The organism is Serratia sp. AS12 (assembly GCF_000214195.1).
Taxonomy (GTDB): Bacteria; Pseudomonadota; Gammaproteobacteria; order Enterobacterales; family Enterobacteriaceae; genus Serratia; species Serratia plymuthica.
Genome location: NC_015566.1, coordinates 5,020,486 through 5,047,456, shown reverse-complemented (window position 1 = coordinate 5,047,456; position 26,971 = coordinate 5,020,486). Strand labels below are relative to the sequence as shown.

Below are 26,971 nucleotides of genomic sequence, written 5' to 3'. Positions count from 1 at the left end.
GGCAGTAAAAATCGCGGCTGGCCAAGATATGCTCCCTCAGTTGCGTAAATATAGGTAAATGGCTGGCACTCCCAGGTACAGCTCTTTAGAATCAAAGCGCTTTTCCGTTGTTTGTCTCTCAGAGAAAGGACCCGTTAATGTTCAAACGTACTTTAGTGACCTTCGTTGCGCTGTGTTCCCTGACAGCAATGTCACCCGCAGCGTTCGCCGCCGGTGAAACTCATGTCATGCTGACCACCTCGGCAGGGAATATCGAATTGGCGCTCGACAGTCAGAAGGCTCCGGTTTCCACCAAGAACTTCGTCGACTACGTGAACAGCGGCTATTACAACAACACCGTTTTCCACCGCGTGATCCCGGGCTTTATGGTTCAGGGCGGCGGTTTTACTGCGGATATGCAGCAAAAAACCACTAACGCGCCAATCAAGAACGAAGCCGATAACGGCCTGCGCAACCTGCGCGGCACCATCTCGATGGCGCGTACCGCCGATAAAGACAGCGCCACCAGCCAGTTCTTCCTGAACGTGGCGGATAACGCCTTCCTGGATCACGGCCAGCGCGACTTCGGTTACGCGGTGTTCGGTAAAGTGGTGAAAGGCATGGACGTGGTGGACAAAATTTCCCAGGCGCCTACCGGCAATGTGGGCCCGTACCAGAATGTCCCGAGCAAGCCTATCGTCATTCTGTCAGCCAAAGTGCTGCCATAAATTTTCTGTGCCGATCCCGTCGGGGTCGGCCGTTCCTTCCTTCCGAAGCTTTGCCTGCATCACTGTTTTCTTCCCCGCCGCATGTTTTAATAGCCCGCTTATAATCAGACCGGAAACCCGGCATTTTGCCTTTGTTTTCTCTCGGAATGAGCGGCTGCCATGTTTGAATTTAACCAGGTTCTGCTGTTGTTACAGCAGATGTGCGTTTATCTTGTTATTGCTTATTTGCTGAGCAAAACCCCGCTATTTATTCCTCTGACGCAGGTGACCATCCGGTTGCCGCATAAGCTGTTGTGCTACCTCATCTTCTCGGTGTTCTGCATCATGGGCACCTATTTCGGCTTGCACGTCGAAGGCTCGATAGCCAATACCCGCGCCATCGGCGCCGTGCTGGGGGGCCTGCTGGGCGGGCCTTCGGTCGGTTTTCTGGTGGGGCTGACCGGTGGCCTGCACCGTTACACGCTGGGCGGCATGACCGACATCGCTTGTGCGGTATCCACGGTGGCGGAAGGGCTGGTCGGCGGGCTGGTGCACAGCATCGCCATGCGCCGCAGGCGTATCGACCTGCTGTTTAATCCCTTGTTTGTCGCCGGCGTGGCGTTGGTCACCGAAGTGTTGCAGATGGCGATCATCCTGGCGATTGCACGGCCGTTCGGCGAGGCGCTGCGGCTGGTCGAACACATTGCCTTGCCGATGTTGATCGCCAATACCCTGGGGGCGGCGATGTTCATGCAAATCCTGCTGGACCGGCGGGCGATGTTCGAGAAATACACCAGCGCGTTTTCCGCCAAGGCGCTGAAGATCGCCGAACGTACCGAGGGCATCTTACGGCAGGGGTTCGATCAGGAAAACAGCATGAAGGTGGCGCGGGTGATCTATCAGGAGTTGGGCATCGGTGCGGTGGCCATAACCGATCGCGAGAAGCTGCTGGCGTTTATCGGCATTGGCGATGACCATCATCTGCCGGGCACGCCAATCTCATCGGGGCATTCGCATCGCGCTATCGACAACAATGAAGTGGTGTACGCCGACGGTAACGAGCTTTCCTACTGTTGCTCGATCAACCCCAACTGCAAGCTGGGCTCGACGCTGGTGATCCCGCTGCGCGGCGAGAATCAGCGGGTGATCGGCACCATCAAGCTGTACGAACCGAAAAGCCGGTTGTTCAGCACCATCAATCGCACGCTGGGCGAGGGTATCGCCAGCCTGTTGTCCGCGCAGATTATGGCCGGGCAGTATGAGCGTCATAAACAGCTGCTGGCGCAGTCCGAAATCAAACTGCTGCATGCGCAGGTTAACCCGCACTTCCTGTTTAACGCCCTGAATACGCTGGTGGCGGTGATCCGCCGTGATGGCGACCGGGCCTGTGAACTGGTGCAGTACCTTTCGACCTTTTTCCGCAAAAACCTGAAACGTTCGGATGACGAGGTCAGCCTGGCTGACGAGCTGGAACATGTGAACGCCTACCTGCAAATTGAGCAGGCGCGTTTTGCCGATCGGCTGGAGATCGCGGTTTCGCTGCCGGAAGAGCTGTTGGCGGTGCGATTGCCGGCCTTTTCGCTGCAACCGATCGTCGAGAACGCCATCAAGCACGGCACTTCGCAACTGTTGGGCGTGGGACGGATTGATATCGGCGCACGGCTTGAGGGCGAGTGCCTGCTGCTGCAAGTGACCGATAACGCCGGCTTGTTCCAGCCGCAGCCGAACAACAGCGGGCTGGGGATGAACCTGGTGGATAAGCGCATACGCGTACGCTACGGCGAGGGCTATGGCGTGCAGGTGGCCTGCGAACCGCAAACATTTACCCGCATTACGCTCAACGTGCCGCTGGCGAGGGCTGCCTGATGTTAAACGTACTGATTGTTGATGATGAACCTTCCGCACGCGATAACCTGCGGCATTTACTGGAGGCGGAAGACGGTATCTGCATTGTTGGCGAATGCGCCAACGCGATAGAAGCCATTAGCGGGATCCACCGCCTGCAGCCGGACGTGGTGTTCCTGGATATTCAGATGCCGCGCATTACCGGGCTGGAGATGGTGGGTATGCTCGATCCCAACCGCATGCCGCATATCGTATTCCTGACCGCCTATGACGAGTATGCGGTGCAGGCTTTTGAAGAACACGCGTTTGACTATCTGCTGAAGCCGGCGGAGCCGAAGCGGTTGAGCAAAACGCTGCAGCGCCTGCAGCAGCATCGTGGGCAGCAGAATATCGCTGCACTGGATGAGAGTGCCGGCTATCTGAAATACATTCCCTGCACCGGCCACAGTCGCATTTACCTGCTGCGTTTTGACGAGGTGGTGGCTGTCCGCTCGCGGCTGAGCGGGGTGTTCGTGGTGCGTAATGACGGTATGGAGTGTTTCACCGAACTGACGTTGCGGACGCTGGAGCTCCGCACGCCGCTGGTACGCTGCCACCGCCAGTATCTGGTCAACCTGGAGCAGGTGCGCGAAATTCGCTTCGAGGACAGCGGCGCGGCGGAGATGATCATGCCGGCCGGAGAACCGGTGCCGGTCAGCCGCCGCTACCTGAAAGCGCTGAAGGAAGAGCTGGGGCTGCGGGGATGATCAATTGGCGGGCCACTGACGGCGGGCATGAACTACGGCCAGCATAATGATTAACCCGTTGGTTAATTCATAAATCAGAAAGTAGGAATGATGAATAACCATTTCACGTGTACCGGGCACTCGGCCTGGTTTTCCACTGGACGGGTTTTGTGAGAGTCGTGTCGCAGCTGCTGAAATCAAGCTATCAATTTCTATAGCTGCGGCCGGATTCTTTGTTTCCAGGTAGTCATAAATTGCCATACGATCGGCAATCGCGGGTTCCGTCCACTTGAGTGTCACGACATTTCCTTATCGCAATCGCATTACCTTATCAGTTTTGACCTACGTTCAGCGAAGTAGGTCTCAACTGCTTCATTATCAGTGATTTTTCCTTCATTAAGCGCTTTGCGGCTTAAGTCCACTTTTTCCTGCAGCCACTGCTCATACTCTTTCTGATGAGTTTGCCGACTGACAAAATCACGCATGAAATCGCGCAGCAACTGAGATGCGGTGCGATCAGCTGCTTTGGCAGCGCTGGCAAAGGCGATTTTTAATTCCTCATCCACTCGGATAACCACGGTAGATTCAGACATGATAATTACCTCGTATATACAACGTAAATCTTACTATATCATCGGTGGCTTATTGTTCAAGCAGGTAGAAACTGCTAGTGCGAGGATCAGTGGAATCTGAAATTATTGGCTTTGCGGGCGTCTTGATGATGCCCTTTTTGTTTGTCCTTGACGGGGTTACGCCGCGCTTATAGCTTTATTGACATCAACAGGCGCTTTTCGCGCCGGGCCAGCGTCAAAGGAAAAGAAAATGAGTGAAGCACGGATTATCGCCAAAGCGATGAAGGACGGGAAACCGGTACAGGATCTGGCGATCTTGCCCGCTTTGGCGAACCGCCATGGCCTGATTACCGGCGCGACCGGGACCGGTAAAACCGTGACGCTGCAAAGAATGGCCGAGCAGTTTTCGCGCATCGGCGTACCGGTGTTCTTGTCTGACGTGAAAGGCGATCTGTCGGGGATTGGCGCGGAAGGCGTGCCCTCCGAGAAGCTGCAAGCGCGCCTGTCGGCGATTGGGGTTAGCGACTGGCAGCCGCAAGCCTGCACCCTCATTCCCTGGGATATCTATGGCGAGAAGGGCCACCCGATCCGTGCTACCGTTTCCGATCTGGGGCCGCTGCTGTTGGGGCGCTTGCTGGATCTGAACGATGTGCAAAGCGGCGTGCTGCAACTGGTATTCAAAATCGCCGACGACAATGCGCTGTTGTTGCTGGACATGAAAGACCTGCGTGCCATGGTGCAATACGTGGGTGACAACGCCAAACAGTTCCAGACCCAGTACGGCAATATCTCTTCTGCCTCGGTCGGCGCTATCCAGCGCGGCCTGTTGACGCTGGAGGAGCAGGGCGCCAATCAGTTCTTCGGCGAGCCGATGCTGGACATCAATGATTTGATGAAAACCGACGCCAACGGCCACGGCATCATTAACCTGCTGGCGGCGGACAAGCTGATCAATCAGCCGAAGCTGTATTCGGTGTTCCTGCTGTGGCTGCTGGCCGAATTGTTCGAACATCTGCCGGAAGTGGGCGACCCGGAACAGCCGAAGCTGGTGTTCTTCTTCGACGAAGCGCACCTGCTGTTCAATGACGCGCCGGCAGCGCTGCTGACCAAAATCGAGCAGGTGGTGCGCCTGATCCGCTCCAAAGGCGTCGGCATCTATTTTGTTACCCAAAACCCGTTGGATATCCCGGACAGCGTGCTTGGTCAGTTGGGTAACCGCGTGCAGCATGCCCTGCGCGCCTTTACTCCTCGCGATCAGAAAGCGGTGAAAGCCGCAGCGCAAACCCTACGCGCCAACCCGACTTTCGACGCGGAAACGGCGATCACCGAATTGGGCGTGGGCGAGGCGCTGGTGTCATTCCTCGACGAGAAAGGGCGGCCTAACGTGGTGGAGCGTGCGATGGTGATCGCGCCGGAGTCCAAAATGGGCATGCTGGGGGCTGAAGGGCTAAACAGCGCAATTAACAAGTCACCGCTGTATGGCCGCTACGAGGATATGGTCGATCGCGAATCGGCTTATGAGAAGCTGTCGTCGGAAGGGTTCGCCACCGTCGGCAGCCCGCAGCCGGGCCAGCAGGCGCAACAACCGCAGGCGCAACAGCAGGCGGGCGGTGGCCTGATGGGCGGCCTGAACGAAATTCTGTTCGGCTCCACCGGCCCGCGCGGCGGCAAGCGCGACGGTATTGTCCAGACCGCCGCCAAGAGCATGGCGCGCGATCTCGGCCGCCAGATCCTGCGCGGCGTGCTGGGCTCGATCATGGGCGGCCGTAAAAAGTAAGCGGAAATTATCGATAGCAGCAGTATTGCAGGGGCGTTGTATACTGCGCCTGTGTAAATCGGGGCGAGATATTTGCCCCCTACGATGATGTCCGTTGGAAACACTATGCTGCTGTTGATCGATAACTACGACTCTTTTACCTATAACCTTTACCAGTACTTTTGCGAATTAGGCGCCGAGGTGCTGGTAAAGCGTAACGACGAGCTGCAACTGGCCGATATCGAACGGCTGGCGCCGCAGCGTCTGGTGATCTCCCCTGGCCCCTGCACCCCGAACGAAGCCGGCATCTCGCTGGCCGCGATCCGTCATTTTGCCGGCAAATTGCCGATCCTCGGCGTTTGCCTGGGGCATCAGGCGCTGGGCCAGGCGTTTGGGGCAAAGGTGGTGCGCGCCCGTGAGGTGATGCACGGTAAAACCTCGGCGATTCATCATCTCGACAGCGGCGTATTTCGCGGGCTGAACAACCCGTTGACCGTTACCCGCTACCACTCGCTGGTGCTGGAAGCCGCCACGCTGCCGGCCTGCTTTGACGTCACCGCCTGGAGCGAGCGCGACGGGGTTCGCGATGAAATCATGGGCATCCGCCACCGTCAGTTGGCGCTGGAGGGTGTGCAGTTCCATCCGGAGAGCATCCTTAGCGAGCAGGGTCACCAACTGCTGGATAATTTTCTTAAAAGTTAATCAGTTAGGTTTTTTTTGCCGACGAAGACGATTTGCATTTGCCCTTTATTGGTTTTTTATGCATATTTTGTGATTATATTTTCACTTAATGGCAGTGAAAATACCGAATCACTTTTAGGGTGGACCCCATAATGACCGAAAAATACCCAGTAAGCCGCAGTACTTTCGATCAGGTTATCTTGCCTGTTTATGCACCTGCCCAGTTTGTCCCGGTGAAGGGCAAAGGCAGCCGCGTGTGGGACCAGCAGGGGAAAGAGTACATCGATTTCTCCGGCGGTATTGCGGTCACGGCGTTAGGGCACTGCCATCCAGCCTTGGTTGAGGCGCTGAAGCAGCAGGGCGAGACTCTGTGGCATACCAGTAATGTTTTTACCAATGAACCGGCGCTGCGCCTGGCCGGCAAACTGATTGATGCCACCTTTGCCGATCGGGTGTTTTTCGCCAACTCAGGCGCGGAAGCCAATGAAGCGGCCTTCAAGCTGGCGCGCCACTACGCCATTAGCCGCCACAGCCCCTATAAAACCAAGATCATCGCGTTTTATAACGCCTTTCACGGCCGTACGCTGTTCACCGTTTCAGTGGGCGGGCAGGCCAAATATTCTGATGGTTTTGGCCCAAAACCGGCGGATATCGTGCATGTGCCGTTCAACGATCTGGCGGCGGTAAAAGCGGTGATGGACGACCACACCTGTGCGGTGGTGATGGAGCCGATCCAGGGCGAAGGGGGGATCACCCCGGTGGACGCCGAATTCCTCAAAGGCGTGCGCGAATTGTGCGATAAGCACCAGGCGCTGCTGGTGTTCGACGAAGTACAAAGCGGTATGGGCCGCAGCGGCAAGCTGTTCGCCTATATGCATTATGGCGTGACGCCGGATATTCTCACCACCGCCAAAGCGCTGGGCGGCGGTTTCCCGGTCAGCGCCATGTTGACCACCGAAGAGATTGCCTCGGTGATGCAGGTGGGTACGCATGGCACCACTTACGGCGGTAATCCGCTGGCCTGTGCGGTGGCGGAAGCGGCGCTGGACGTGATCAATACCCCGGAAGTGCTGAGCGGCATCGAACAACGTCATCATCTGTACGTGCAGGCACTGCAGAAAATTGGCGAGAAATACGATATTTTCAGCGACATTCGCGGCATGGGCTTGTTGATTGGCGCAGAGCTGACTCCGCCGTATCACGGCAAGGCGCGCGATTTCCTCACCGCCGCCGCCGCGCGCGGGCTGATGATCCTCAACGCCGGCCCTAATGTGATCCGCTTTGCGCCTTCTTTGGTTGTGGAGCTGAAAGACATCGATGATGGCATGGCGCTGTTTGAACTGGCGGTACAGGACGTGATTAACGCGTAATCTTATTTCGGGATGACAAGGGGCGCCGCAGGGCGCCCTTATTGATCGCGCAGTTTACGTTTCAGCCAGATGCCATGATGGGGGCGCTGGCGCCAGGCCAGCGACGAAATGGTGTGCATGACGCTCAGGTGGGACAGAATGCGGCGCAGGTGGCGCTCCATTTCGGTAACCGGCATTTCCGGGTGCAAATCCGGTGGCTGCATGATGCTGTTGCCGCTGCTTGGTCCATCGTATTCCAGCCGCTGCTGGCAGCTTTGCAGCGCTATCTCGCAGGTTTGCAGATACTCCTGCGCCAGCTTGGGCGTCAGCATATAGTGCTCGCGCGCCAGAATGGTCATCGCGTTCAGGTGTTCGACAATAAACTGACTGTGCGTTACCCACAGGCGCATATCCGCCAGATAGCTGGATTCAAACCCCGGCTCCTGCATTGCCTGATTCAATGAGGTGAACAGCGCGTTGTGCGCCTGGTTCACCTGCATGCGCGCATAGGCCAGCGCGCTGGGATCGGGTTCCTGCTCTTCCAGCAGCAGGCGCAGTGCCTGTTGATCTTTCTCCAGCGCCTGATGGGCGTTCTTGCGCAGCAGGCCGCTTTGCCACTGTGGCCACAGCCAGATGGTGCCGCCGAACACCAACACGCAGCCGATCAGGGTGTCTATCAGGCGGGGGATCAGGAAATGTGTGCCGTTCAGCGCCAGCAGTTGCAGGGTATAGACCGCCGTCACCGTAAAGCCAATCACCGCCAGCCCGTAGTTTTTACGCGAAACCAGATAGGCCGCCAGCGTAATGACCAGCATCACGCTCAGGGTAGCGCCCTCGGGCATTTGCAACTGCAGCAACCCGGCGGCGATTACCAGCCCGGCCAACGTGCCGAGTGCACGGTGCTGGATGCGAACCCGGGTGGCGTTGTAGCCGTTCTGGCTCACCAGCATGACGGTCAGCAGGATCCAGTAAGGTTTTGGCAGATTGAAAACCATTCCCAGGCTGCTGCCTGCCGCCAGCATTACCCCCAGCCGTGCCGCATTGCGCAGGGCGTTGGATTTGAACGACAGGTAGCTGAACAGCGCCGGCCAGAACGGCAGGCGGTTTTGATTGGCCATCAGGTCGCGACGGTATAACGGATGCTGGGTGCGCAGCAGGCGAGCGATGCGGCTGAAGTGGTAGTAACAGAACTGACCCACTGGATTGTCGGGATGCTGTGCGGCCACTTTTTCCAATGCTGCCAGCTCGTTGGTCATACTGAAGCGCTGGGAGTATTGATGATAGAGAATATCGTGCGCCACCGTGCGCAGCCGGCCGGCAATCACCTGCGCATTGCGGCGGATAATCGCCTCGGCCTGGCTTTGCTCCACCAGTTTTTGCACTTCTTCCGGCAGGTGCAGGCTGACGGTAATGTGTTCTTGTAAATCCAGCGCGACCTGAAAGGTTCGCTGCAGGCGTTTTTGCTCGAGATTATTGGCGTGCGGCAAAAAGTTGAGCTGCTGATACAGCAAGCTGATCAGGTCCATCACTTTTTGCTGGCGCACCAGCAATGGCGGTAACGCGGTTTGCGGATCGGTATGTTGGGTTAACAGGGAATACTTGGCTTCAAAGTAGTCCGCCAGTTCCAGATAAAGCTGGCTCAGCGATTCGCGCATCGGCTGTTCTTTCCACAGCTTGAACCAGAACCAGGTGAACAGGCCGTACCAGGCGGTACCCACCACATACAGTAAGGGGGCGTACCACAGTGGCACCGTGCCGGCCATGCTGAGAGAAAAGATGGCGGCGATCAACGCGGCGGGGAGCAGGCGGGCATGTAATGGGCTGATTTCGCCGCTGACACCGAGCAGCAGAGCCAGGCCAAGCATCAACGCCGGCAGCGGCAATTGCCAGAGCAACGCCTGTTGCAGCAACAGGCTGCTGAGTGCAAACAGTGAACCGCCGACGATCAGGCGTTTGAAAAAACGTTTGTGGGGCGTGTCCAGCCCGGCGATGTTACAGCAGGCGGGAACCAGGGAAAACAGCAGGCCGAGTTGCAGGTGGCCGATCAGCAGGCCAAGGAGCACCGGCAGACACAGCACCAGCGTTTGCCGCAGTGCGTAATTGACTTCCGGGTGGTAAATCAGTCGACGCCACATGATCGGTCGGGGCATAAAAAAACGGCGCGAATCATCGCGCCGTTTTTTCAGTGATTAACGCGTGCCGTAAACGACAATGGTTTTGCCGTGGGCGGAGATCAGGTTTTGATCTTCCAGCATTTTCAGAATGCGGCCGACGGTTTCACGTGAACAACCGACGATCTGACCAATTTCCTGGCGGGTGATTTTGATCTGCATGCCGTCGGGGTGGGTCATGGCATCGGGCTGTTTCGCCAGGTTCAGCAACGTTTGCGCGATGCGGCCGGTAACGTCCAGGAAAGCAAGGTTACCCACTTTCTCTGAGGTCACTTGCAGGCGGCTTGCCATCTGCGCTGACAGGCGCATCAGGATGTCCGGGTTGACCTGAATCAGTTGGCGGAATTTCTTGTAAGAAATCTCAGCCACTTCACAGGCGGTTTTCGCCCTGACCCAGGCGCTACGCTCCTGGCCTTCTTCAAATAATCCAAGCTCGCCGATGAAATCCCCCTGGTTAAGGTAGGACAGGATCATCTCTTTACCTTCTTCATCTTTAATCAGCACCGCGACGGAGCCTTTTACGATGTAGTAAAGCGTTTCGGCTTTTTCACCTTGGTGAATCAGCGTACTTTTGGATGGATATTTGTGGATATGGCAATGAGACAGGAACCATTCGAGTGTAGGGTCTGTTTGCGGTTTGCCGAGAACCATTCGCTGTTATCCTCTGTTGTTATCGCTGCCTTGTGTCACAGGGGTCAGAGTTCCCTGTAAAACGTGCTGTCGCCGTTGTTTTAAGGGTGGCTGGCAGCAGGTTTTGAGGCGTGTCATAAATATACGCTGTTGCTCTAGCATATTAACTTGCCGGGAGAGCTGCAAGCTACATTCTATTAACATACCGGTAAAGGAGCCTTTCTCTGGGAGTTTCCCTGAAATCAGTGTCCCGGAAAGATTTATTGCGGCTCTGTTTGTAGCACAGAGTGAGGCGGGTGTCTCGTGTTGTCTTGCTCGCGCATGACTAGCATCAGGTTCCGTTGCCAGTTTCTATGCGAAAGCGTACTCTGATTTTAAGAAATTAATCGGAGTGACCAATATGCAGGCAAGAGTTAAGTGGGTGGAAGGGTTGACGTTTCTGGGGGAATCCGCGTCTGGCCATCAGGTGTTGATGGACGGCAACGCCGGCGATAAAGCACCCAGCCCGATGGAAATGGTGTTGATGTCGGTGGGGGGATGCAGCGCTATCGACGTGGTGTCGATCCTGAAGAAAGGGCGTAATGATGTGCGTGATTGCGAGGTAAAATTGACCTCCGAACGGCGTGAAGAAGTGCCGCGCATCTTTACCCATATCAACCTGCATTTTATCGTGACCGGCAAAGATCTGACCGACAATATCGTGGAACGTGCGGTGAACCTCTCCGCCGAGAAATACTGCTCGGTATCGTTGATGCTGAACAAGGCTGCCAGCGTGACTCACAGCTTTGAAATCCGCGACGTAGCGTAACGCGTAAGAATAAAGGGGCGCGGCTTGCCGCCGCGCTCCGACCCATTACCCGATTTTTTTGCCTTCCAGCAGTTGCTGCACCAGCGGCGCCATGATCAGCTCCATCGCCAGCCCCATTTTGCCGCCCGGCACCACCAGCGTATTGATGTGCGAGATAAAAGAGCCTTGCAGCATCGCCAGCAGGTAAGGGAAATCGATCTGATCCAGCCCGCGGAAGTGAATCACCACGAAGCTTTCATCCAGTGAAGGAATGGCTTTGGCGGCGAACGGGTTGGAGGTATCCACCGTCGGCACGCGCTGGAAGTTAATGTGGGTGCGCGAGAACTGCGGCGTGATGTAGTTGATATAGTCTTCCATCGAACGCACCACCGAATCCATCACCGCCTCACGTGAATGGCCACGCTCGCCGGTATCGCGGATCAGTTTTTGGATCCACTCCAGGTTAACGATCGGTACCACGCCGACCAGCAGATCGACGTGTTTGGCCACGTCGGTATGTTCGGCAACCACGCCGCCATGCAACCCTTCATAGAACAGCACGTCGGTCGGCGCCGGCAGCGCTTCCCACGGCGTAAAGGAGCCGGGTACCTGGTTATAGGGCACTGCTTCGTCGTAGGTATGAAGGTACTTGCGTGACCGTCCGGTGCCGTTCTTGCCGTACTCGATAAAGCTCTGTTGGAGCAGGCCGAAGTCGTTGGCCTCAGGCCCGAAATAGCTGATATGACGACCCAGATCGCGCGCTTTGCGGATCGCCGCGTCCATTTCCGGCCGGGTATAACGGTGGAAGCTGTCGCCTTCCAGCTCCGCAGCGCGGATGTTCAACTGCTGGAATATCTTACGGAACGCCACGCTGGTGGTGGTGGTGCCGGCGCCGCTGGAGCCGGTCACTGCGATAACGGGATGTTTGGCGGACATGGTGGTTGTCACTCCGTGTTAAATGCGCTGGCGTCAGAGTAGGGTTATTGGTCTGTTTGACGCCCTTTCGCCAAGGGCAAAATTCCGCGCGCGGGTTTGCAATGGTTCATTGTTACCTGATTTTTTCCGTCAGTCATAGAACCGGCAGGCACTAATTTTCTTCCTGCCCGGCACGGAACTGCCCGCGCGGCATGATGTTGATGGTTTCATGCAGTTCTGACCAGACCAACAGGACCTCGCCGTTTTTCAACTGGCGGCGAACGTCTTCCACTTTCTGCTCCAGCGAACGTTCGTGTTCGCCGTAGTCGGTGCCTTCGCGCAGCACAAAGGACTCGATCAGGCTGTTCAGGGTCTCGGTTTCCAGTTCTTTCCAGGGGATAATCACGTTGCGGGTTCCAGATAAGGGGAAAGCCAGGATGGAATGCGGTATTCCAGCCACATGTGGGGTTTGTTCAAACTGCCGCCGACAAAGCCGACATGGCCGCCAAACTCGGTCAACTGATATTCAATGTTGTGCGGCAGGCCGGCGATGTCGGGGATCACTTCGTCGGTCATGAAGGGATCGTCTTTGGCATGGATGATCAGCAGCGGCGTCTGAATTGCCGGTAACAGCGGCAGCGCGCTGCAACGGCGGTAGTAATCGGTGGCGTCGCTAAAGCCGTGGACGCGTGAGGTGATGACATCGTCAAAGTCGCGGATACGGCGCAGCGCCCGGAGTTGCGGCAGCTTGAGCGGCAGAGTGTCGGGGTAGTGCAGCAGCTTGCGGGTGGCGTTTTGTTTCAACTGCCCGAGCAGATAGTGCTGATAAACGCGCGAGAATCCTTGATCCATTCGCAATGAACAGGGCTCCAGCATCAGCGGAGCGGACACGATCACCGCCGCCTGCAACAGGCTGTCTGCCCCTTGCTGAGCCAGGTAGCAGGCCAGCATATTGCCGCCGAGCGAGATGCCAACCGCCGCCGTCGGCACTTCGCCGTGGGTGGCGTGCAGCCACCGCAGAAAAAAGCGTGCATCCTCCGTCTCGCCGGAGTGATAGATGCGCTGTTTGCGGTTCGGTACGCCGCTGCAACCGCGAAAATGCATAACCACCCCGAGCCAGCCTTTTTCACGCCAGGCGTTGAGCAGGCCGTGAGCATAGGGGCTGTAGAAGTTGCCTTCCAGCCCATGGAACAGTACCACGCGCGGCTTGCCGGCGGCCTGTGCCGGATCTTCGCTCCAGGCGAGATCGACAAAATCGCCGTCGGGCAATTCCAGCCGCTGCCAGTGCGGTTTCAACCGCACGCGGCGGCGCACCAGCCGTGGCAGCAGCGTTTGCAAATGTGGGTTACTGGCCCCGGTCAAAGGGCGAAAGGATTCATGCATAACCTGAGTAAAAATCTTATTGGCGGCTATTGTCTGATCAATAGCGCACTGTTAGCTTCAATACCATGAGTTAACAATAATACTGCAAAAAACGCCCCGGGTGAGGAGCACCCGCTTCATGGAACCGAGTTTATTTCTTTCGATGTTAGGCTTCCTGTGGGTTGCCGCGATCACGCCTGGCCCCAACAATATGTTACTGACCACCTCCGGCGCCAATTTTGGCTTTATGCGCTCACTGCTGTTGATGATGGGCATTATGCTCGGCATGCAAAGCATTTTGCTGCTGGTGGCATTCGGCGTCGGTAGCCTGATTTTGGTTTACCCTGCGCTGCACCTGATCCTGAAAGTCCTCGGCAGCCTGTACCTGTTATGGCTGGCGTGGAAAGTCGCTACCGCCGCCTATGAAAAGCTGGAAACCGACGTGGCGCCGCCGCAGCCTATCAGGTTGTATCAGGGCTGGCTGCTGCAGTTCCTCAACCCCAAGGCCTGGCTGATGGCATTGGGCGCGGTGGCGAGCTTCAGTCTGGCGGGCGATAAATATAACGCTTCTATTCTGGCGATTGCGCTGGGTATTTTCGTGGTGAATGTCGTCGCCGGGGTTATTTGGCTGGGGTTTGGCACGGTGATTGGCCGCTTGCTGCGCAGCAAAAAGGCCTGGATCTTGTTTAACCTTTCCATGGGGCTGTTAACCGCGGCCTGTGTGTTACTTATCTGGCATTAAGGAATTGCGGATGACGGACAATTACTTCCACGTAGTGGCGTTTACCGGCGAAGGCTTACGTGGCAATCCGGCGGGCGTCTGCCTGCTGAAGCAGCCCTTGTCGACTGCCGAGATGCAGGCCATTGCCAATGAGCTGTGCCTGCCGGAAACCAGCTTTGTCTGGGACGATGGCGACATGTCGGCGATTCGCTGGTTCACTCCTCAGCGTGAGGTGGATCTCTGCGGCCACGGCACGCTGGCGGCGGCGCATGTGATGTTCAGCGCGGTGAATCCGGCGCTACAGGATATCCGCTTCCGCTCGGCCGGCGGTGAGCTGTACGTTAAGCGTGATGCCGCCGACGGCGAACGGTTGATCCTGGATTTCCCTTCACGACTGCCGCAAAAGGTGGCAGAACCGGCTGGGCTGGCGGCGCTGCTCGGCGTGAAACCGCAGGACGTGTGGCAGGCCACCGCGTTGTTGGTGCTGCTGGAAAATGAAGCCCAGGTGCGGGCGTTGCAGCCGGACATCCCGGCTTTAATCGCGCTGGCTGGCCGTGCGGTCATCGTCAGTGCTCCGGGTGAAAAGGTAGATTTTGTCTCGCGTTATTTTACCCTCGACGGCGGCGAAGACCCGGTGACCGGCTCCGCGCACTGCACGCTGGCACCTTATTGGGCTGCGCGCCTGGGGCGCCATAAGCTGCATGCCCGGCAGATTTCCGCCCGCGGCGGTGAGCTGTTTTGCGAATGGAAAGGCGATCGCACCTTGATTGGCGGCTATGCACGGACGTTTTTACGGGGTGAGTTATCGCTCTGAATGTCATGGTATATTCCTCAAGGTAATAACGAGGTTTTTTTTATTCTTTTATCGCTCGTCAGCGCTCGGATAAAACTGTCAGCAACTGAACAGACTTTTATCAACGGAGCGGATCATGGCGAGCAAACTCTTTTCATTACGCGGTGTAACGCTGCTGGTGTTATCGCTCGGCGCGGCCAGTGCGCAGGCGGTCGACGTTACCGTGGCGTATCAAACCTCGGCGGAACCGGCCAAAGTGGCGCAAGCGGAAAACAGCTTTGCCAAGCAGTCCGGTGCCACCGTTGACTGGCGCAAATTCGACAGCGGTTCCAGCGTATTGCGCGCACTGGCTTCCGGCGACGTGCAGATCGGTAATATCGGTTCCAGCCCTCTGGCGGTAGCCGCCAGCCAGAAACTCCCTATCGAAGTGTTCCTGATCGCCTCGCAGCTCGGCAGTTCCGAAGCGCTGGTGGTGAAGAAGGACATTAAAGGCCCGCAGGATCTGATCGGTAAACGCATTGCGGTGCCGTTTATCTCCACCACCCACTACAGCCTGCTGGCCTCTCTCAAGCATTGGGGCATCAAGCCTGAGCAGGTCAAAATCCTCAATCTGCAGCCGCCGGCCATCGCCGCCGCCTGGCAGCGCGGTGATATCGACGGCGCCTACGTCTGGGCGCCGGTGGTCAACGAGCTGGCCAAACAGGGCAAGGTCCTGACCGATTCCGCACAGGTTGGGGAGTGGGGGGCGCCGACGCTCGACGTCTGGGTGGTGCGCAAGGACTTCGCCGAAAAACACCCGGAGGTGGTGACCGCCTTTGCCGCCAGCGCGTTGAATGCCCAGAAAGCCTATCTGGCACAGCCGGAGCAGTGGCTGAAGGACAAAAGCAATCTCGGTACGCTGTCCCGCCTGAGTGGCGTGCCGGAGGAGCAGGTGCCGGTGCTGGTGAAGGGCAACACCTATCTGCCGGTGGCTGAACAGATTACCCAGCTTGGTCAGCCGGTGGACAAGGCGATTCGCGATACCGCCGAGTTCCTCAAACAGCAGGGCAAAATCCCGCAGGTCGACAGCGATTACAGCGCCTATGTGACCGACCGCTTTGTGAAACAGGTGCAGGCTGCGCCGCAGTCGTAGGGGAGCCGCATGCTAAACGTTAACCATCTTTCAGCAGACTACCAGGGGCGCCCCGCACTGCGCGACGTCTCGTTCCAGATTGCCGCCGGGCAACTGGTGGTGGTGCTCGGCCCGTCGGGCTGCGGCAAAACCACGCTGCTGAATTTGATCGCCGGGTTTATTGAGCCCTCAGCTGGCAGCATCACGTTGGATGGAGCGTCCGTTAACGGCCCAGGAGCCGAGCGGGGCGTGGTGTTCCAGCATGAGGGGTTACTTCCGTGGCGTAACGTGGTGGATAACGTCGAGTTTGGCCTGCAGTTGGCCGGTATCGGCAAGCAGGAGCGCCGAGAGGTGGCGCAGCAGATGTTGCAACGCGTGGGGTTGGCGGGTTACGAGCGGCACTTTATCTGGCAACTTTCCGGCGGTATGCGCCAGCGGGTCGGCATTGCCCGCGCGCTGGCCGCCGATCCGCGCTTGTTGCTGTTGGACGAGCCGTTCGGCGCGCTGGATGCTTTCACCCGCGAGCAGATGCAGGAACTGCTGCTGACCATTTGGCGTGATACCGGCAAGCAGGTATTGCTGATTACCCACGATATTGAAGAGGCGGTTTTCCTCGCAAGCGAACTGTTGCTGTTGTCGCCGGGGCCGGGGCAGGTGGTGGAGCGCCTTTCGCTGAACTTCGGCCAGCGCTACGCCAGCGGCGAGGCATGTCGTTCGATCAAATCCGATCCGGAATTTATCGCGCAGCGCGAATATGTGCTGGGCAAAGTGTTCCAACAGCGCGAGGCATTGCTATGAGCCTGCATTCCATCCTCAAAGAGGTTGCTCAACCGCAGGTTGCGGCGCCGCGTCGTTTCCGCATACCGCGCAACCTTTTGCTGAGCGGTGCTACCTTGCTGGTGGTCTTGGCTGTCTGGTGGGGCGTGACCGCACTGAACCTGATCAGCCCGTTATTTTTACCGGCACCGCAGCAGGTGTTGCACCAGTTGCTGGTCATCGCCAGCCCGCAGGGCTTTATGGACGCCACGCTGTGGCAGCACCTGGCGGCCAGCCTGGGACGCATTCTGGTGGCATTGCTGGCGGCGGTGATTATCGGCGTTCCGGTGGGTATCGCCATGGGGCTGAACGACACGGTGCGTGGCATTCTCGACCCGCTGATTGAGATTTACCGCCCGGTGCCGCCGCTGGCCTATCTGCCGCTGATGGTGATTTGGTTCGGCATCGGCGAAACCTCGAAAATTCTGCTTATTTACCTAGCGATCTTCGCCCCGGTTGCGCTATCTGCCGTAGCCGGCGTGCGCAGTGTGGCACTGGTGCGGGTGCACGCCGCTCGCGCTTTAGGCGCCAACCGCTGGCAGGTGCTGCGTTTTGTGGTGCTGCCGAGTGCGTTGCCGGAAATTTTGACCGGCATCCGCATTGGGCTGGGCGTCGGTTGGTCGACGCTGGTGGCAGCCGAACTGATCGCCGCTACTCGCGGTTTGGGATTTATGGTGCAATCCGCCGGTGAGTTTCTGGCCACCGACGTGGTGTTGGCCGGGATCGGCGTGATTGCGATTATTGCATTTGGGCTGGAGCTGGGGCTGCGTGCCTTGCAGCGCCGATTGACCCCGTGGCATGGAGTACAGCAATGAACGAACGTCTGAAGATTACCCCGCTGGGGCCCTACATCGGCGCGCTGGTGGAAAACGTCGCACTGGCGCGGCCTTTGGGCGACGGCCAGTTTGAGCAGCTTTATCATGCATTGCTCAAACACCAGGTGCTGTTCTTCCGCAATCAGCCGATCACACCGCTGCAACAGCGTGATTTGGCTGGGCGCTTCGGCGATCTGCACATCCATCCGGTTTACCCGCACGCCACCGACGTGGAAGAGATCATCGTGCTGGATACCCATGACGATAACCCGCCGGACAACGACAACTGGCATACCGACGTCACCTTTATCGAAAACCCGCCGCAGGGGGCGATACTGGCGGCGAAGACGTTGCCGTCTTTCGGTGGCGATACCTTGTGGGCCAGCGGCATCGCGGCCTATGAAGCGTTGTCTGAACCCTTCAGGCAACTGTTGGCCGGGTTGAAGGCGGAGCATGACTTCACCAAGTCATTCCCGGAGCATAAGCATTTGTCGAGCGACGAGGAGCACCAGCGTTGGCAGGTGGCGAAGCAGAAAAACCCGCCGCTGCTGCACCCGGTGGTGCGTACCCATCCGGTAAGCGGGCGGCAGGCGCTGTTCGTCAATGAAGGTTTCACTACGAGGATTGTGGATCTGGCACCGAAGGAGAGCGAGGCATTGCTGAACTTCCTGTTCGCCCACATCACCAAGCCGGAGTTCCAGGTGCGCTGGCGCTGGCAGGAGAATGACATCGCGATTTGGGATAACCGCGTGACGCAGCATTACGCCAACGCGGATTATCTGCCGCAGCGGCGCATCATGCACCGTGCGACGATTTTAGGGGATAAACCTTTTTACAAGGCGTGAAGCCGTGTGCGCCCCTACAATTCAAACTCGTTTGTCAGCTGTTCCAATTGCTCCTGCGCATCCAGCCAGGTCATTTCCGTCTCTTCCAGGGCGGATTTGGCCTGGCTTTGTTTTTGCAGGCACTCGGTCAGATCGGCCTTGCGGCTGATGTCATACAGCGCAGAGTCCGCCAGCTTCTCTTCTACCGCCGCCAGTTCGGCGCCCAGTTTTTCCATCTGCTGTTCCAGCTTGGCGATTTGCTTGCGCAGCGGTTGAGTCTGGGTGCGGAATTCGGCTTCACGGCGTTTCTGATCTTTACGCGCTTGTGCGCTGTTGCCGTTGTTTTCTTTCTCCGGCGCATCCTGCTGGTTTTCCTGCCGTTGCAGGTCGCTCAGCCATTGCTGGTAGTCATCCAGATCGCCTTCGAAAACTTCGACCTGGCCATCGTGCACCAGATAGAGATCGTCGGTGGTGGAGCGCAGCAGGTGGCGGTCGTGCGAGACCACCACCAGTGCGCCTTCGAAATCGATCAGCGCTTCGGTCAACGCCTGGCGCATGTCCAGATCCAGGTGGTTGGTCGGTTCGTCGAGCAGCAGCAGGTTAGGGCGCTGCCAGACGATCAGGGCCAGCACCAGCCGCGCCTTTTCGCCGCCGGAGAAACGCTCGGTGGCCTCGGTGACCTTGTCGCCCTGGAAGCCGAAACCGCCCAGGTAGTCGCGCAACTGCTGTTCCAGCACCCGGGGAGCGATGCGGCTCAGGTGTTGCAACGGCGATTCGTCGGCGCGCAAGAACTCCAACTGATGTTGAGCGAAGTAGCCCAGTTTGATGCCCTTCGCCAGGCCAATCTCACCGCTCAGCGGTTCCAGCGAGCCGGCCAGCATTTTGATTAAGGTAGATTTACCGGCGCCATTACGACCCAGCAGGCCAATGCGCGAACCGGGCACCAGGTTGAGCTTGATCGATTTCAGGATCACCTTGTCGCCGTAACCGGCGCTGACCTTCTCCATGCGCAGTAACGGGTTCGGCAAGCTTTCCGGCTGGCGGAAGCTGAAACTAAACGGGTTATCGACGTGAGCCGGGGCGATAAGCTCCATGCGCTCGAGCATTTTAATGCGGCTCTGTGCCTGTTTGGCTTTGGTGGCCTGCGCACGGAAGCGATCGATATAGCTTTGCAGGTGCGCCACCTTCTCCTGCTGGTGCTGATACAGCGACTGCTGCTGCGCCAGTTTGGTCGAGCGCTGACGCTCGAACGAAGAGTAGTTGCCGGTATATTCGTTGATGGTTTCTTGTTCGATGTGCAGAATTTTATCGACGATCGGATCGAGGAAGTCGCGGTCGTGGGAAATCAGCACCAGCGTGCCCGGATAGCCTTTCAGCCAGCGCTCCAGCCAAATGACCGCGTCCAGATCCAGGTGGTTGGTCGGTTCGTCGAGCAGCAGCAGATCTGAACGGCAGACCAGCGCCTGCGCCAGGTTCAAACGCATGCGCCAGCCGCCCGAGAAAGCGCGCACTGGGCTTTGCAACTGTTCGTTGGAGAAGCCAAGACCGTGCAGCAGGCTGGCGGCGCGGGAGCGGATGGTCCAGGCGTCGATGGCGTCCAGTTTGCCGTGCAGCGTGGCGATGGCGTGGCCGTCGTTTTTCTCGTTGGCCAATTCCAGTTCGGCTTCAAGCTGGCGGAATTCGCGATCGCCGTCGATAACATACTCAATGGCCGGCACGTCCAATGCCGGCGTTTCCTGGTTGACCCAGGCCAGCGCCCAGTTAGTGGGGAAGGTGTGAGTACCCCCGTCCGCGGCGATTTCGCCTTTCAGCAACGCCAGCAGCGTGGATTTGCCGCACCCGTTTTTACCCACCAGGCCGACTTTCTGACCTGGATTAACCGTCGCCGTGGCGTTGTCCAACAGGACGCGGGTACCGCGTCGGATTTGTAGCGAGGAGAATACAATCATAAAGCGCCGTATGTTCAGAGTATGTTAAATTGAGAGGATTCTAAGTTAACAGGACACAGACTGTCCTATTATTAGTCTTTGCGAAGCATGGTAACGGAAAACCGCTATCCTGACGACGCTTTGGAGGGGAATGATGTCGCAGCCGCCCAAGGTCTTGCTGCTGTATGCCCATCCGGAATCCCATGACTCGGTCGCGAATCGGGTTTTGCTTCGACCGGCGCAGCAGTTGGAACATGTCACCGTGCACGATTTATACGCGCACTATCCTGACTTTTTTATTGATATTCACCACGAACAACAACTGCTGCGTGAACATCAGGTCATTGTTTTTCAACATCCACTCTATACCTACAGTTGCCCGGCATTGCTGAAAGAATGGCTGGATCGCGTGCTGTCGCGCGGTTTTGCCAGCGGCATGGGCGGCAATGCGTTGGCAGGCAAATACTGGCGTTCGGTGATCACCACCGGAGAACCTGAAGGCGCCTACCGCACCGGCGGTTATAACCGTTATCCGATGGAAGATATCCTGCGCCCGTTCGAACTGACCGCCGCCATGTGCCATATGCACTGGCTGACGCCGATGCTGGTGTATTGGGCGCGTCGGCAGAAGCCGGAGGTGCTGGAAAGCCACGCTACGGCCTATGGCGACTGGCTGCGTAACCCGCTGCCGCAGGGAGGAAGGTGATCATGGAAGGCTCGACGTTACTGACCGCAATTTTGCTGTTCCTGTTTGCCGCCGTGGTCACGGTGCCGATCGCCCGCCGTCTGGGGATTGGTGCGGTGCTGGGCTACCTGATCGCCGGTATTGCCATCGGCCCTTGGGGATTGGGCTTTATCCGCGATGTGGATGAGATCCTGCACTTTTCCGAGCTGGGCGTGGTGTTCCTGATGTTTATCATCGGGCTGGAACTGAACCCGACCAAACTTTGGGAACTGCGGCGTTCGATATTCGGTGTGGGCGCCGGGCAGGTATTGATCACCGCCGCGGTGTTGGGGGCGCTGCTTTATCTGACCCATTTCGCCTGGCAGGCCGCCGTTATCGGCGGGATCGGGCTGGCGATGTCATCGACGGCGATGGCGTTGCAACTGATGCGCGAGAAGGGCATGAACCGCAATGAAGGCGGCCAGTTAGGGTTCTCGGTGCTGCTGTTCCAGGATATGGCGGTGATCCCGGCGCTGGCGCTGATCCCGATCCTGGCCGGCGCCGGTGGCACCAGCGACGACTGGGCGGAAATCACGATCAAGGTAGCGGCGTTCGGCGGCATGCTGATCGGCGGGCGTTTCCTGCTGCGGCCGTTGTTCCGCTATATCGCTTCTTCCGGGGTGCGCGAAATTTTCACCGCCGCCGCACTGTTGGTGGTATTGGGGGCGGCGTTGTTTATGGATACGCTCGGCCTGTCGATGGCGCTTGGCACCTTTATCGCCGGTGTGCTGTTGGCGGAGAGCGAATATCGCCATGAGCTGGAGATTGCCATCGAGCCGTTCAAAGGGCTGCTGCTGGGGCTGTTCTTTATCTCGGTGGGGATGGCGCTGAATATCGGCGTGCTCTATACCCATCTGGTCGAAGTGCTGCTGGGTGTGGTGCTGTTGGTGGCGATCAAGTCAGGGGTGCTGTACTCGCTGTCGCGCATCTTTGGCCTGCGCAGTTCGGTGCGTTTGCAGTTCGCCGGTGTGCTCAGCCAGGGCGGAGAGTTTGCCTTCGTGCTGTTTTCCGCTGCGGGGGCGCAGAAGGTGCTGCAATCTGACCAACTCGCCTTGCTGTTGGTGGTGGTGACCTTGTCGATGATGACCACACCCCTGCTGATGCAGATTATCGATCGCATCCTGGCCCGCCGTTACAACGCCCGGGATGAAGACGAAGAAACGCCGTATGTGGAGGACGACGATCCGCAGGTGATCATTGTCGGTTTCGGGCGGTTTGGCCAGGTGATCGGCCGCTTGTTGATGGCCAACAAGATGCGTATTACCGTATTGGAGCGCGATGTCAGCGCGGTCGGCGTGCTGCGTCGCTATGGCTATAAAGTGTATTACGGCGACGCCACCGAACTTGAGCTGCTGCGTGCGGCCGGCGCGGCGAAGGCCAGGTCGATTGTCATCACCTGCAATGAGCCGGAAGACACCATGGAAATCGTGCGTTTGTGCCAACAACACTTCCCTGAGTTGAGCATCCTGGCGCGCGCACGTGGCCGCGTGGAGGCGCACGAACTGCTGCAGGCCGGGGTCAAACAGTTCAGCCGCGAAACCTTCTCCAGCGCACTGGAACTGGGACGCAAGGCGCTGATGGAATTGGGTATGCATCCTCATCAGGCCTATCGCGCGCAGCAGCACTTTCGCCGGCTGGACATGCGCATGCTGCGTGAACTGATGCCGCCGCATCATGGCGATGTGGCGCAGATTTCCCGCGTGAAAGAGGCGCGGCGCGAGCTTGAAGAACTTTTCCATCGCGAAATGCAAAAAGAGAGTCGCCAGTTCGACGGCTGGGATGAATACGAATAATTTGGAGCACAGAAAGATGTCTGCAACACGTAAAAGATTTATCGCCGGGGCGGTCTGCCCGAGCTGTAAGGCTATGGATACGCTGGCAGTTTGGCGTGAAGACCAGGTCGAAGTGGTGGAGTGCGTCAAGTGCGGTCATCATCAGCGCCAGACCGAACAACAGGTGGAAAAGCACGTCCGGCCGCAGGAGCAGGTCATTGGTATTTTCCATCCGGAGTAGCGTTATCGGGCGCGTTTTTTTATGCTGGAGGGTACAGCGGGGCAGATTTCCGATACAATCTGTCCGGTAAAGGCGCGGCACCCGATGATGGGCTGCGTCCAAGTGTCCAACGGTAGGAGATATCATGAAAGTAGCAAAAGACTTGGTGGTCAGCCTGGCTTACCAAGTACGTACAGAAGACGGTGTTTTGGTTGATGAGTCTCCGGTGAGCGCGCCGCTGGACTATCTGCACGGGCATGGTTCTCTGATTGCAGGTCTGGAAAAAGCACTCGAAGGCCACGAAGCAGGCGATCGTTTTGACGTTAATGTTGGCGCCAACGATGCGTACGGCAACTACGACGAAAACCTGGTGCAGCGCGTGCCGAAAGACGTCTTTATGGGCGTTGACGAGTTGGAAGTCGGCATGCGTTTCCTGGCTGACACCGATCAGGGCCCGGTTCCGGTCGAAATCACCGAAGTGGACGGCGATCACGTAGTGGTTGACGGTAACCACATGCTGGCGGGTCAGAACCTGAACTTCAACGTGGAAGTTGTCGCGATCCGCGAAGCCACCGCTGAAGAACTGGCGCACGGTCACGTACACGGCGAGCACGATCACCACCACGAACACGGTGACGGTTGCTGCGGCGGTCATGGCCACGATCACGATCATGACCATGCGCATGACCAGGATCAGGCTAAGAAAGGCGGTTGCGGTAACGGCGGTTGCGGCTGCCACTAATCGCGGCGCAGCAATAGCGAGAGAGGGCAGCCCCAGGGCTGCCCTTTTTTATGGGTTATCAATAATGTGGCGGTGGAGTCTCTTCCGACTGCGAGGCGATCATCGACGTTTGGGTCGAGCGCAGTTTATCGGTCAACACGCGCAGGTGCTCCTGCAATTTCAGCATTTCAAGCTGGTGCTGCACCACGGTTTGGTTGAGCTCTTCAATAGTGACTTCCTGGAAGGCCTGGCGGCTTTCCAATTCCTCAAGCCGCAGTAACAGGCTTTGGGTATCGGCGTTGTGCATGATGCTACCTCTGACGCGGTTTAATCCTGAATCTGGCACTATGTTAACAGCTGTCGCCGGCTTTGCGCTGCGCTATTTCGCCCCCGCAGAGCAAGGGATAACCGCAGGCGGCTGAACACTGTGTAAAGTGCTGAAAAATAGAGCGCTTATCGCGGCTGTTTTTGTTACCGTTATCGTGTCGGGTGGAAGAATAATCTGATTTATCATGCGGGTAGCACATTAAAGGAAACTTCTCCTTAAACCTGGAGTCACACTTTGACTCGATTGGTTACCTGTGTGACTGTTTTGTTTTCTTTCAGGCAGCTATAGTAGCCCGGTTATCTTACTTAATGACTGTTTGGGGCACCGCTTCAGACACTGGAGAAATGGATGAAATCTTTGTTTAAAGTCACGCTTCTGGCAACCACCATGGCTTTTGCTCTGAATGCGACTCAGGTTATGGCTGCTGATGCGGCTAAACCGGCCGAAGCCGCTAAACCAGCGGACGCTGCAGCAGCACCAAGCACCGGCAAGTTCAAGAACGATGACGAGCAAGCGGCTTACGCACTGGGCGCATCTCTCGGCCGTTACATGGACAACTCCCTGAAAGAACAAGAAAAACTGGGTATCAAACTGGATAAAGACCAGTTGATCTCGGGCGTTCAGGACGCTTTCGCCAACAAGAGCAAGTTGAACGATGCGGACATCGAAAAAACGCTGCAGAGCTTTGAAGCGCGCGTGAAGGCTTCTGCTCAGGCGAAGATGGAACAAGACGCTAAAGACAACGAAACGAAAGGCGCCAAGTACCGTGAGACCTTCGCCAAAGAAAAAGGCGTGAAGAAAACCGAATCTGGCCTGCTGTACAAGGTAGAGAAACCGGGGGCGGGTGAAGCGCCTAAAGACAGCGACACTGTGGTAGTGAACTACAAAGGCACCCTGACCGACGGCACCGAGTTTGACAACTCCTATACCCGTGGTGAGCCGCTGTCATTCCGTCTGGACGGCGTGATCCCAGGCTGGACCGAAGGCCTGAAACACCTCAAGAAAGGCGGCAAAATCAAGCTGGTAATTCCACCGGCATTGGCCTACGGTAAAACGGGCGTTCCGGGCATTCCGGCTAACTCTACCCTGGTATTCGACGTTGAGCTGCTGGATGTGAAAGCTGCGCCGAAAGCAGACGCCAAGGCTGAAAAACCGGCTGACGCAGCGGCTGACGCCAAAGCGCAATAAGTCTGTCTGATTGCCATCACCGCCGCGAATCTTCTTCGCGGCGGTGTTCATTTCAGTGTCTCTGATTAATGCTCGATTAGGCGTAACTTTTACTCTCCCTCCCACTGATTGCTTGACGCCTGCCGGGCATCGGGCTTAACGTCAATACCACGCGCAAACGCAAGGACTTTACTCTGGTAGTTTTGCTAGACTAATAATCCGGACTTATGAGTCATGCGCCTGCCCCTTAGGGCGTGTACCTAAAACTGTTCCCGGCCGTCTTGGCCTGCGGACGCTCGTCGTGCTGTTTCATGCTGATACCAGCCTGCCTGCCCTGTGGATCCTCAAGGGTGTGCCGCCTGTGGAAGAGGGAGCCTGCACGAGCAGTTTTAGCTGCGCCCCCTGGCACAGGCGATCTTTGAGGGTGGTATTTTCGATGTCTAATTCGCTTTTATCCAGCGAAGCCAGCGAACTTGATTTGCTGAATGAACGTCCGTTTAGCCAGACGGATCATGAAATCCTGAAGTCTTATGAAGCCGTGGTCGATGGGCTCGCTATGCTGATCGGCGGTCACTGCGAGATCGTGCTGCACGCGCTGGAAGATTTGAAATGCTCGGCGGTGCGTATCGCCAACGGCGAACATACCGGGCGGCAGATCGGTTCGCCAATCACCGACCTGGCGCTGCGGATGCTGCATGATATGGCCGGCGACGACAGCAGTGTGTCTAAGGCCTATTTCACCCGCGCCAAGAGCGGTGTGCTGATGAAATCGGTCACTATCGCCATCCGTAATCGTGAGCAGCGGGTGATCGGCCTGTTGTGCATCAACATGAACCTCGATGTGCCGTTCTCCCAGGTAATGCAGACTTTCATGCCGCCGGAAACCCAGGAAGTGGCCCCCTCAGTCAACTTTGCCTCTTCCGTGGACGATCTGGTGGCGCAGACGCTGGAGTTCACCATTGAGGAGGTTAATGCCGATCGCAATGTCTCCAACAATGCCAAAAATCGTCAGGTGGTGCTGAATCTTTACGAAAAAGGCATTTTTGATATCAAAGATGCGATTAATCAGGTGGCGGATCGCCTGAATATTTCCAAACACACCGTGTATCTGTATATCCGCCAGTTCAAAAGCGGTGACCTGCTGGGAACCGAGCGCTGATGCTGGATTACTGCCTTTTGGTCACCGGCCCGGCGTATGGCACCCAGCAGGCCAGCAGCGCCTATCAATTCGCACAAGCCCTGCTGGCGAAAGGGCATCGGCTCTCCAGCGTGTTTTTCTACCGTGAAGGGGTGCTGAATGCCAACCAACTGACATCGCCTGCCAGCGATGAGTTCGACCTGGTGCGCGGCTGGGCGCAGCTGGCGCAGCAGCACGGGATTGCGCTCAACGTTTGTGTGGCCGCGGCGCTGCGGCGCGGTGTGACCAATGAGCAGGAAGCTGCGCAGCAGGGGTTGGAAACGGCTAACCTGCAACCCGGTTTTACCCTTAGCGGATTGGGCTCACTGGCAGAGGCGTCGCTAAGCTGTGATCGCCTGGTGCAGTTTTGAGATA

General features: G+C 57.4%; 29 protein-coding genes. 20 read left to right on the top strand and 9 right to left on the bottom strand.

All coding sequences use genetic code 11. The annotated features are described in order from the left end of the window. Nucleotides 1-137 precede the first annotated feature (137 nt). From ppiA to btsR, 3 genes are all read left to right on the top strand, one after another. Complete coding sequence (gene ppiA, locus SERAS12_RS23400) at nucleotides 138-707, top strand: peptidylprolyl isomerase A (protein ID WP_013814821.1); 570 nt, start codon at nucleotides 138-140, stop codon at nucleotides 705-707. A gap of 159 nt (nucleotides 708-866) precedes the next feature. Continuing rightward, a complete protein-coding gene (locus SERAS12_RS23395; RefSeq protein WP_013814820.1) occupies nucleotides 867-2,552 on the top strand; it encodes a sensor histidine kinase in 1,686 nt (561 codons plus the stop codon). After that, nucleotides 2,552-3,277: a two-component system response regulator BtsR gene (gene btsR, locus SERAS12_RS23390; RefSeq protein WP_013814819.1), complete on the top strand. Its 726-nt coding sequence runs from the start codon at nucleotides 2,552-2,554 to the stop codon at nucleotides 3,275-3,277. Before SERAS12_RS23395 ends, btsR begins: the two co-directional genes overlap by 1 nt. On the opposite strand, the gene SERAS12_RS23385 is transcribed toward btsR, so the two are convergent. Both SERAS12_RS23385 and SERAS12_RS23380 read right to left on the bottom strand, forming a co-directional pair. Continuing rightward, nucleotides 3,278-3,556 carry a type II toxin-antitoxin system RelE/ParE family toxin gene (locus SERAS12_RS23385; RefSeq protein ID WP_013814818.1) on the bottom strand — a complete coding sequence of 93 codons (279 nt, stop codon included), beginning with the start codon at nucleotides 3,554-3,556 and terminating at the stop codon, nucleotides 3,278-3,280. A 23-nt stretch (nucleotides 3,557-3,579) separates the two neighbouring features. Then, nucleotides 3,580-3,849 carry a hypothetical protein gene (locus tag SERAS12_RS23380; protein ID WP_013814817.1) on the bottom strand — a complete coding sequence of 90 codons (270 nt, stop codon included), beginning with the start codon at nucleotides 3,847-3,849 and terminating at the stop codon, nucleotides 3,580-3,582. A 229-nt stretch (nucleotides 3,850-4,078) separates the two neighbouring features. Here SERAS12_RS23380 and SERAS12_RS23375 point away from each other — a divergent pair, with 229 nt between their 5' ends. From SERAS12_RS23375 to SERAS12_RS23365, 3 genes are all read left to right on the top strand, one after another. Then, nucleotides 4,079-5,605: a helicase HerA-like domain-containing protein gene (locus tag SERAS12_RS23375; protein WP_013814816.1), complete on the top strand. Its 1,527-nt coding sequence runs from the start codon at nucleotides 4,079-4,081 to the stop codon at nucleotides 5,603-5,605. Between the two features lie 105 nt (nucleotides 5,606-5,710). Next, a complete protein-coding gene (locus tag SERAS12_RS23370; RefSeq protein ID WP_013814815.1) occupies nucleotides 5,711-6,286 on the top strand; it encodes an aminodeoxychorismate synthase component II in 576 nt (191 codons plus the stop codon). A 131-nt stretch (nucleotides 6,287-6,417) separates the two neighbouring features. Then, nucleotides 6,418-7,635, top strand: coding sequence for an aspartate aminotransferase family protein (locus SERAS12_RS23365; protein ID WP_013814814.1), 1,218 nt, complete (start codon nucleotides 6,418-6,420; stop codon nucleotides 7,633-7,635). Nucleotides 7,636-7,673: 38 nt separating this feature from the next. Here the strand turns inward: SERAS12_RS23365 and SERAS12_RS23360 are convergent, their stop codons facing one another. Both SERAS12_RS23360 and crp read right to left on the bottom strand, forming a co-directional pair. Continuing rightward, on the bottom strand, nucleotides 7,674-9,749 hold the full coding sequence (locus tag SERAS12_RS23360) for a YccS/YhfK family putative transporter (RefSeq protein ID WP_013814813.1): 2,076 nt from the start codon (nucleotides 9,747-9,749) through the stop codon (nucleotides 7,674-7,676). Nucleotides 9,750-9,803: 54 nt separating this feature from the next. Next, entirely contained in the window at nucleotides 9,804-10,436 is a 633-nt protein-coding gene (gene crp / locus SERAS12_RS23355) for a cAMP-activated global transcriptional regulator CRP (RefSeq protein WP_004090925.1), read from the bottom strand. Nucleotides 10,437-10,815: 379 nt separating this feature from the next. On the opposite strand from crp, the gene SERAS12_RS23350 reads away from it, so the two are divergent. Next, nucleotides 10,816-11,223, top strand: a complete 408-nt coding sequence (locus SERAS12_RS23350; RefSeq protein ID WP_013814812.1) for an OsmC family protein — start codon at nucleotides 10,816-10,818, stop codon at nucleotides 11,221-11,223. A 45-nt stretch (nucleotides 11,224-11,268) separates the two neighbouring features. On the opposite strand, the gene SERAS12_RS23345 is transcribed toward SERAS12_RS23350, so the two are convergent. From SERAS12_RS23345 to SERAS12_RS23335, 3 genes are all read right to left on the bottom strand, one after another. Continuing rightward, the gene (locus SERAS12_RS23345) at nucleotides 11,269-12,138 is read right to left on the bottom strand and encodes a phosphoribulokinase (RefSeq protein ID WP_013814811.1); all 870 of its coding nucleotides are present in this window, start codon (nucleotides 12,136-12,138) and stop codon (nucleotides 11,269-11,271) included. Between the two features lie 151 nt (nucleotides 12,139-12,289). After that, nucleotides 12,290-12,523: a YheU family protein gene (locus SERAS12_RS23340; protein WP_013814810.1), complete on the bottom strand. Its 234-nt coding sequence runs from the start codon at nucleotides 12,521-12,523 to the stop codon at nucleotides 12,290-12,292. After that, on the bottom strand, nucleotides 12,520-13,500 hold the full coding sequence (locus tag SERAS12_RS23335; RefSeq protein ID WP_013814809.1) for a hydrolase: 981 nt from the start codon (nucleotides 13,498-13,500) through the stop codon (nucleotides 12,520-12,522). The genes SERAS12_RS23340 and SERAS12_RS23335 overlap by 4 nt, the downstream gene beginning before the upstream one ends. Nucleotides 13,501-13,618: 118 nt before the next feature. Here SERAS12_RS23335 and SERAS12_RS23330 point away from each other — a divergent pair, with 118 nt between their 5' ends. From SERAS12_RS23330 to tauD, 6 genes are all read left to right on the top strand, one after another. Next, nucleotides 13,619-14,221, top strand: coding sequence for a LysE family translocator (locus SERAS12_RS23330; RefSeq protein WP_013814808.1), 603 nt, complete (start codon nucleotides 13,619-13,621; stop codon nucleotides 14,219-14,221). A 10-nt stretch (nucleotides 14,222-14,231) separates the two neighbouring features. Then, the gene (locus SERAS12_RS23325; RefSeq protein WP_013814807.1) at nucleotides 14,232-15,014 is read left to right on the top strand and encodes a PhzF family phenazine biosynthesis protein; all 783 of its coding nucleotides are present in this window, start codon (nucleotides 14,232-14,234) and stop codon (nucleotides 15,012-15,014) included. Nucleotides 15,015-15,129: 115 nt separating this feature from the next. Then, nucleotides 15,130-16,125, top strand: a complete 996-nt coding sequence (gene tauA / locus SERAS12_RS23320; protein WP_013814806.1) for a taurine ABC transporter substrate-binding protein — start codon at nucleotides 15,130-15,132, stop codon at nucleotides 16,123-16,125. A gap of 9 nt (nucleotides 16,126-16,134) precedes the next feature. Beyond that, the gene (gene tauB, locus SERAS12_RS23315; protein WP_013814805.1) at nucleotides 16,135-16,902 is read left to right on the top strand and encodes a taurine ABC transporter ATP-binding subunit; all 768 of its coding nucleotides are present in this window, start codon (nucleotides 16,135-16,137) and stop codon (nucleotides 16,900-16,902) included. Then, a complete protein-coding gene (gene tauC, locus SERAS12_RS23310) occupies nucleotides 16,899-17,735 on the top strand; it encodes a taurine ABC transporter permease TauC (RefSeq protein ID WP_013814804.1) in 837 nt (278 codons plus the stop codon). The genes tauB and tauC overlap by 4 nt, the downstream gene beginning before the upstream one ends. After that, nucleotides 17,732-18,580, top strand: coding sequence for a taurine dioxygenase (tauD, locus tag SERAS12_RS23305; RefSeq protein WP_013814803.1), 849 nt, complete (start codon nucleotides 17,732-17,734; stop codon nucleotides 18,578-18,580). Before tauC ends, tauD begins: the two co-directional genes overlap by 4 nt. 14 nt (nucleotides 18,581-18,594) lie before the next feature. On the opposite strand, the gene SERAS12_RS23300 is transcribed toward tauD, so the two are convergent. Further along, the gene (locus SERAS12_RS23300; RefSeq protein ID WP_013814802.1) at nucleotides 18,595-20,508 is read right to left on the bottom strand and encodes an ABC transporter ATP-binding protein; all 1,914 of its coding nucleotides are present in this window, start codon (nucleotides 20,506-20,508) and stop codon (nucleotides 18,595-18,597) included. 133 nt (nucleotides 20,509-20,641) lie between these two features. Here SERAS12_RS23300 and kefG point away from each other — a divergent pair, with 133 nt between their 5' ends. The 4 genes from kefG (at nucleotide 20,642) to slyD (ending at nucleotide 23,945) form a co-directional block, all read left to right on the top strand. Continuing rightward, complete coding sequence (gene kefG / locus SERAS12_RS23295) at nucleotides 20,642-21,193, top strand: glutathione-regulated potassium-efflux system ancillary protein KefG (RefSeq protein ID WP_006328470.1); 552 nt, start codon at nucleotides 20,642-20,644, stop codon at nucleotides 21,191-21,193. Between the two features lie 2 nt (nucleotides 21,194-21,195). Next, complete coding sequence (gene kefB, locus SERAS12_RS23290) at nucleotides 21,196-23,004, top strand: glutathione-regulated potassium-efflux system protein KefB (protein WP_013814801.1); 1,809 nt, start codon at nucleotides 21,196-21,198, stop codon at nucleotides 23,002-23,004. 16 nt (nucleotides 23,005-23,020) lie between these two features. Then, a complete protein-coding gene (locus SERAS12_RS23285; protein ID WP_004951224.1) occupies nucleotides 23,021-23,224 on the top strand; it encodes a YheV family putative zinc ribbon protein in 204 nt (67 codons plus the stop codon). Between the two features lie 124 nt (nucleotides 23,225-23,348). Continuing rightward, a complete protein-coding gene (gene slyD, locus SERAS12_RS23280; protein WP_006318995.1) occupies nucleotides 23,349-23,945 on the top strand; it encodes a peptidylprolyl isomerase in 597 nt (198 codons plus the stop codon). A gap of 58 nt (nucleotides 23,946-24,003) precedes the next feature. On the opposite strand, the gene SERAS12_RS23275 is transcribed toward slyD, so the two are convergent. After that, on the bottom strand, nucleotides 24,004-24,231 hold the full coding sequence (locus tag SERAS12_RS23275) for a SlyX family protein (protein WP_004951219.1): 228 nt from the start codon (nucleotides 24,229-24,231) through the stop codon (nucleotides 24,004-24,006). Between the two features lie 369 nt (nucleotides 24,232-24,600). Here SERAS12_RS23275 and fkpA point away from each other — a divergent pair, with 369 nt between their 5' ends. From fkpA to tusD, 3 genes are all read left to right on the top strand, one after another. Then, entirely contained in the window at nucleotides 24,601-25,440 is an 840-nt protein-coding gene (gene fkpA, locus SERAS12_RS23270; RefSeq protein WP_004951215.1) for an FKBP-type peptidyl-prolyl cis-trans isomerase, read from the top strand. 415 nt (nucleotides 25,441-25,855) lie between these two features. Beyond that, nucleotides 25,856-26,578 carry a transcriptional regulator gene (locus SERAS12_RS23265; protein ID WP_013814799.1) on the top strand — a complete coding sequence of 241 codons (723 nt, stop codon included), beginning with the start codon at nucleotides 25,856-25,858 and terminating at the stop codon, nucleotides 26,576-26,578. Beyond that, on the top strand, nucleotides 26,578-26,967 hold the full coding sequence (tusD, locus tag SERAS12_RS23260) for a sulfurtransferase complex subunit TusD (RefSeq protein WP_013814798.1): 390 nt from the start codon (nucleotides 26,578-26,580) through the stop codon (nucleotides 26,965-26,967). Before SERAS12_RS23265 ends, tusD begins: the two co-directional genes overlap by 1 nt. Nucleotides 26,968-26,971 lie beyond the last annotated feature (4 nt).

Excerpts from the sequence above, each read along its gene's own strand:
- kefG (WP_006328470.1), top strand. The coding sequence starts at position 20,642 with ATGTCGCAGCCGCCCAAGGTCTTGCTGCTGTATGCCCATCCGGAATCC.
- tauD (WP_013814803.1), top strand. The coding sequence starts at position 17,732 with ATGAACGAACGTCTGAAGATTACCCCGCTGGGGCCCTACATCGGCGCG.
- tauC (WP_013814804.1), top strand. The coding sequence starts at position 16,899 with ATGAGCCTGCATTCCATCCTCAAAGAGGTTGCTCAACCGCAGGTTGCG.
- SERAS12_RS23380 (WP_013814817.1), bottom strand. The coding sequence starts at position 3,849 with ATGTCTGAATCTACCGTGGTTATCCGAGTGGATGAGGAATTAAAAATC.
- SERAS12_RS23265 (WP_013814799.1), top strand. The coding sequence starts at position 25,856 with ATGTCTAATTCGCTTTTATCCAGCGAAGCCAGCGAACTTGATTTGCTG.
- kefB (WP_013814801.1), top strand. The coding sequence starts at position 21,196 with ATGGAAGGCTCGACGTTACTGACCGCAATTTTGCTGTTCCTGTTTGCC.
- SERAS12_RS23285 (WP_004951224.1), top strand. The coding sequence starts at position 23,021 with ATGTCTGCAACACGTAAAAGATTTATCGCCGGGGCGGTCTGCCCGAGC.
- tauA (WP_013814806.1), top strand. The coding sequence starts at position 15,130 with ATGGCGAGCAAACTCTTTTCATTACGCGGTGTAACGCTGCTGGTGTTA.
- SERAS12_RS23375 (WP_013814816.1), top strand. The coding sequence starts at position 4,079 with ATGAGTGAAGCACGGATTATCGCCAAAGCGATGAAGGACGGGAAACCG.
- btsR (WP_013814819.1), top strand. The coding sequence starts at position 2,552 with ATGTTAAACGTACTGATTGTTGATGATGAACCTTCCGCACGCGATAAC.
- tauB (WP_013814805.1), top strand. The coding sequence starts at position 16,135 with ATGCTAAACGTTAACCATCTTTCAGCAGACTACCAGGGGCGCCCCGCA.
- ppiA (WP_013814821.1), top strand. The coding sequence starts at position 138 with ATGTTCAAACGTACTTTAGTGACCTTCGTTGCGCTGTGTTCCCTGACA.
- SERAS12_RS23360 (WP_013814813.1), bottom strand. The coding sequence starts at position 9,749 with ATGTGGCGTCGACTGATTTACCACCCGGAAGTCAATTACGCACTGCGG.
- SERAS12_RS23330 (WP_013814808.1), top strand. The coding sequence starts at position 13,619 with ATGGAACCGAGTTTATTTCTTTCGATGTTAGGCTTCCTGTGGGTTGCC.
- crp (WP_004090925.1), bottom strand. The coding sequence starts at position 10,436 with ATGGTTCTCGGCAAACCGCAAACAGACCCTACACTCGAATGGTTCCTG.
- SERAS12_RS23345 (WP_013814811.1), bottom strand. The coding sequence starts at position 12,138 with ATGTCCGCCAAACATCCCGTTATCGCAGTGACCGGCTCCAGCGGCGCC.
- SERAS12_RS23370 (WP_013814815.1), top strand. The coding sequence starts at position 5,711 with ATGCTGCTGTTGATCGATAACTACGACTCTTTTACCTATAACCTTTAC.
- fkpA (WP_004951215.1), top strand. The coding sequence starts at position 24,601 with ATGAAATCTTTGTTTAAAGTCACGCTTCTGGCAACCACCATGGCTTTT.
- SERAS12_RS23365 (WP_013814814.1), top strand. The coding sequence starts at position 6,418 with ATGACCGAAAAATACCCAGTAAGCCGCAGTACTTTCGATCAGGTTATC.
- SERAS12_RS23395 (WP_013814820.1), top strand. The coding sequence starts at position 867 with ATGTTTGAATTTAACCAGGTTCTGCTGTTGTTACAGCAGATGTGCGTT.
- SERAS12_RS23275 (WP_004951219.1), bottom strand. The coding sequence starts at position 24,231 with ATGCACAACGCCGATACCCAAAGCCTGTTACTGCGGCTTGAGGAATTG.
- SERAS12_RS23300 (WP_013814802.1), bottom strand. The coding sequence starts at position 20,508 with ATGATTGTATTCTCCTCGCTACAAATCCGACGCGGTACCCGCGTCCTG.
- slyD (WP_006318995.1), top strand. The coding sequence starts at position 23,349 with ATGAAAGTAGCAAAAGACTTGGTGGTCAGCCTGGCTTACCAAGTACGT.
- SERAS12_RS23325 (WP_013814807.1), top strand. The coding sequence starts at position 14,232 with ATGACGGACAATTACTTCCACGTAGTGGCGTTTACCGGCGAAGGCTTA.
- tusD (WP_013814798.1), top strand. The coding sequence starts at position 26,578 with ATGCTGGATTACTGCCTTTTGGTCACCGGCCCGGCGTATGGCACCCAG.
- SERAS12_RS23350 (WP_013814812.1), top strand. The coding sequence starts at position 10,816 with ATGCAGGCAAGAGTTAAGTGGGTGGAAGGGTTGACGTTTCTGGGGGAA.
- SERAS12_RS23335 (WP_013814809.1), bottom strand. The coding sequence starts at position 13,500 with ATGCATGAATCCTTTCGCCCTTTGACCGGGGCCAGTAACCCACATTTG.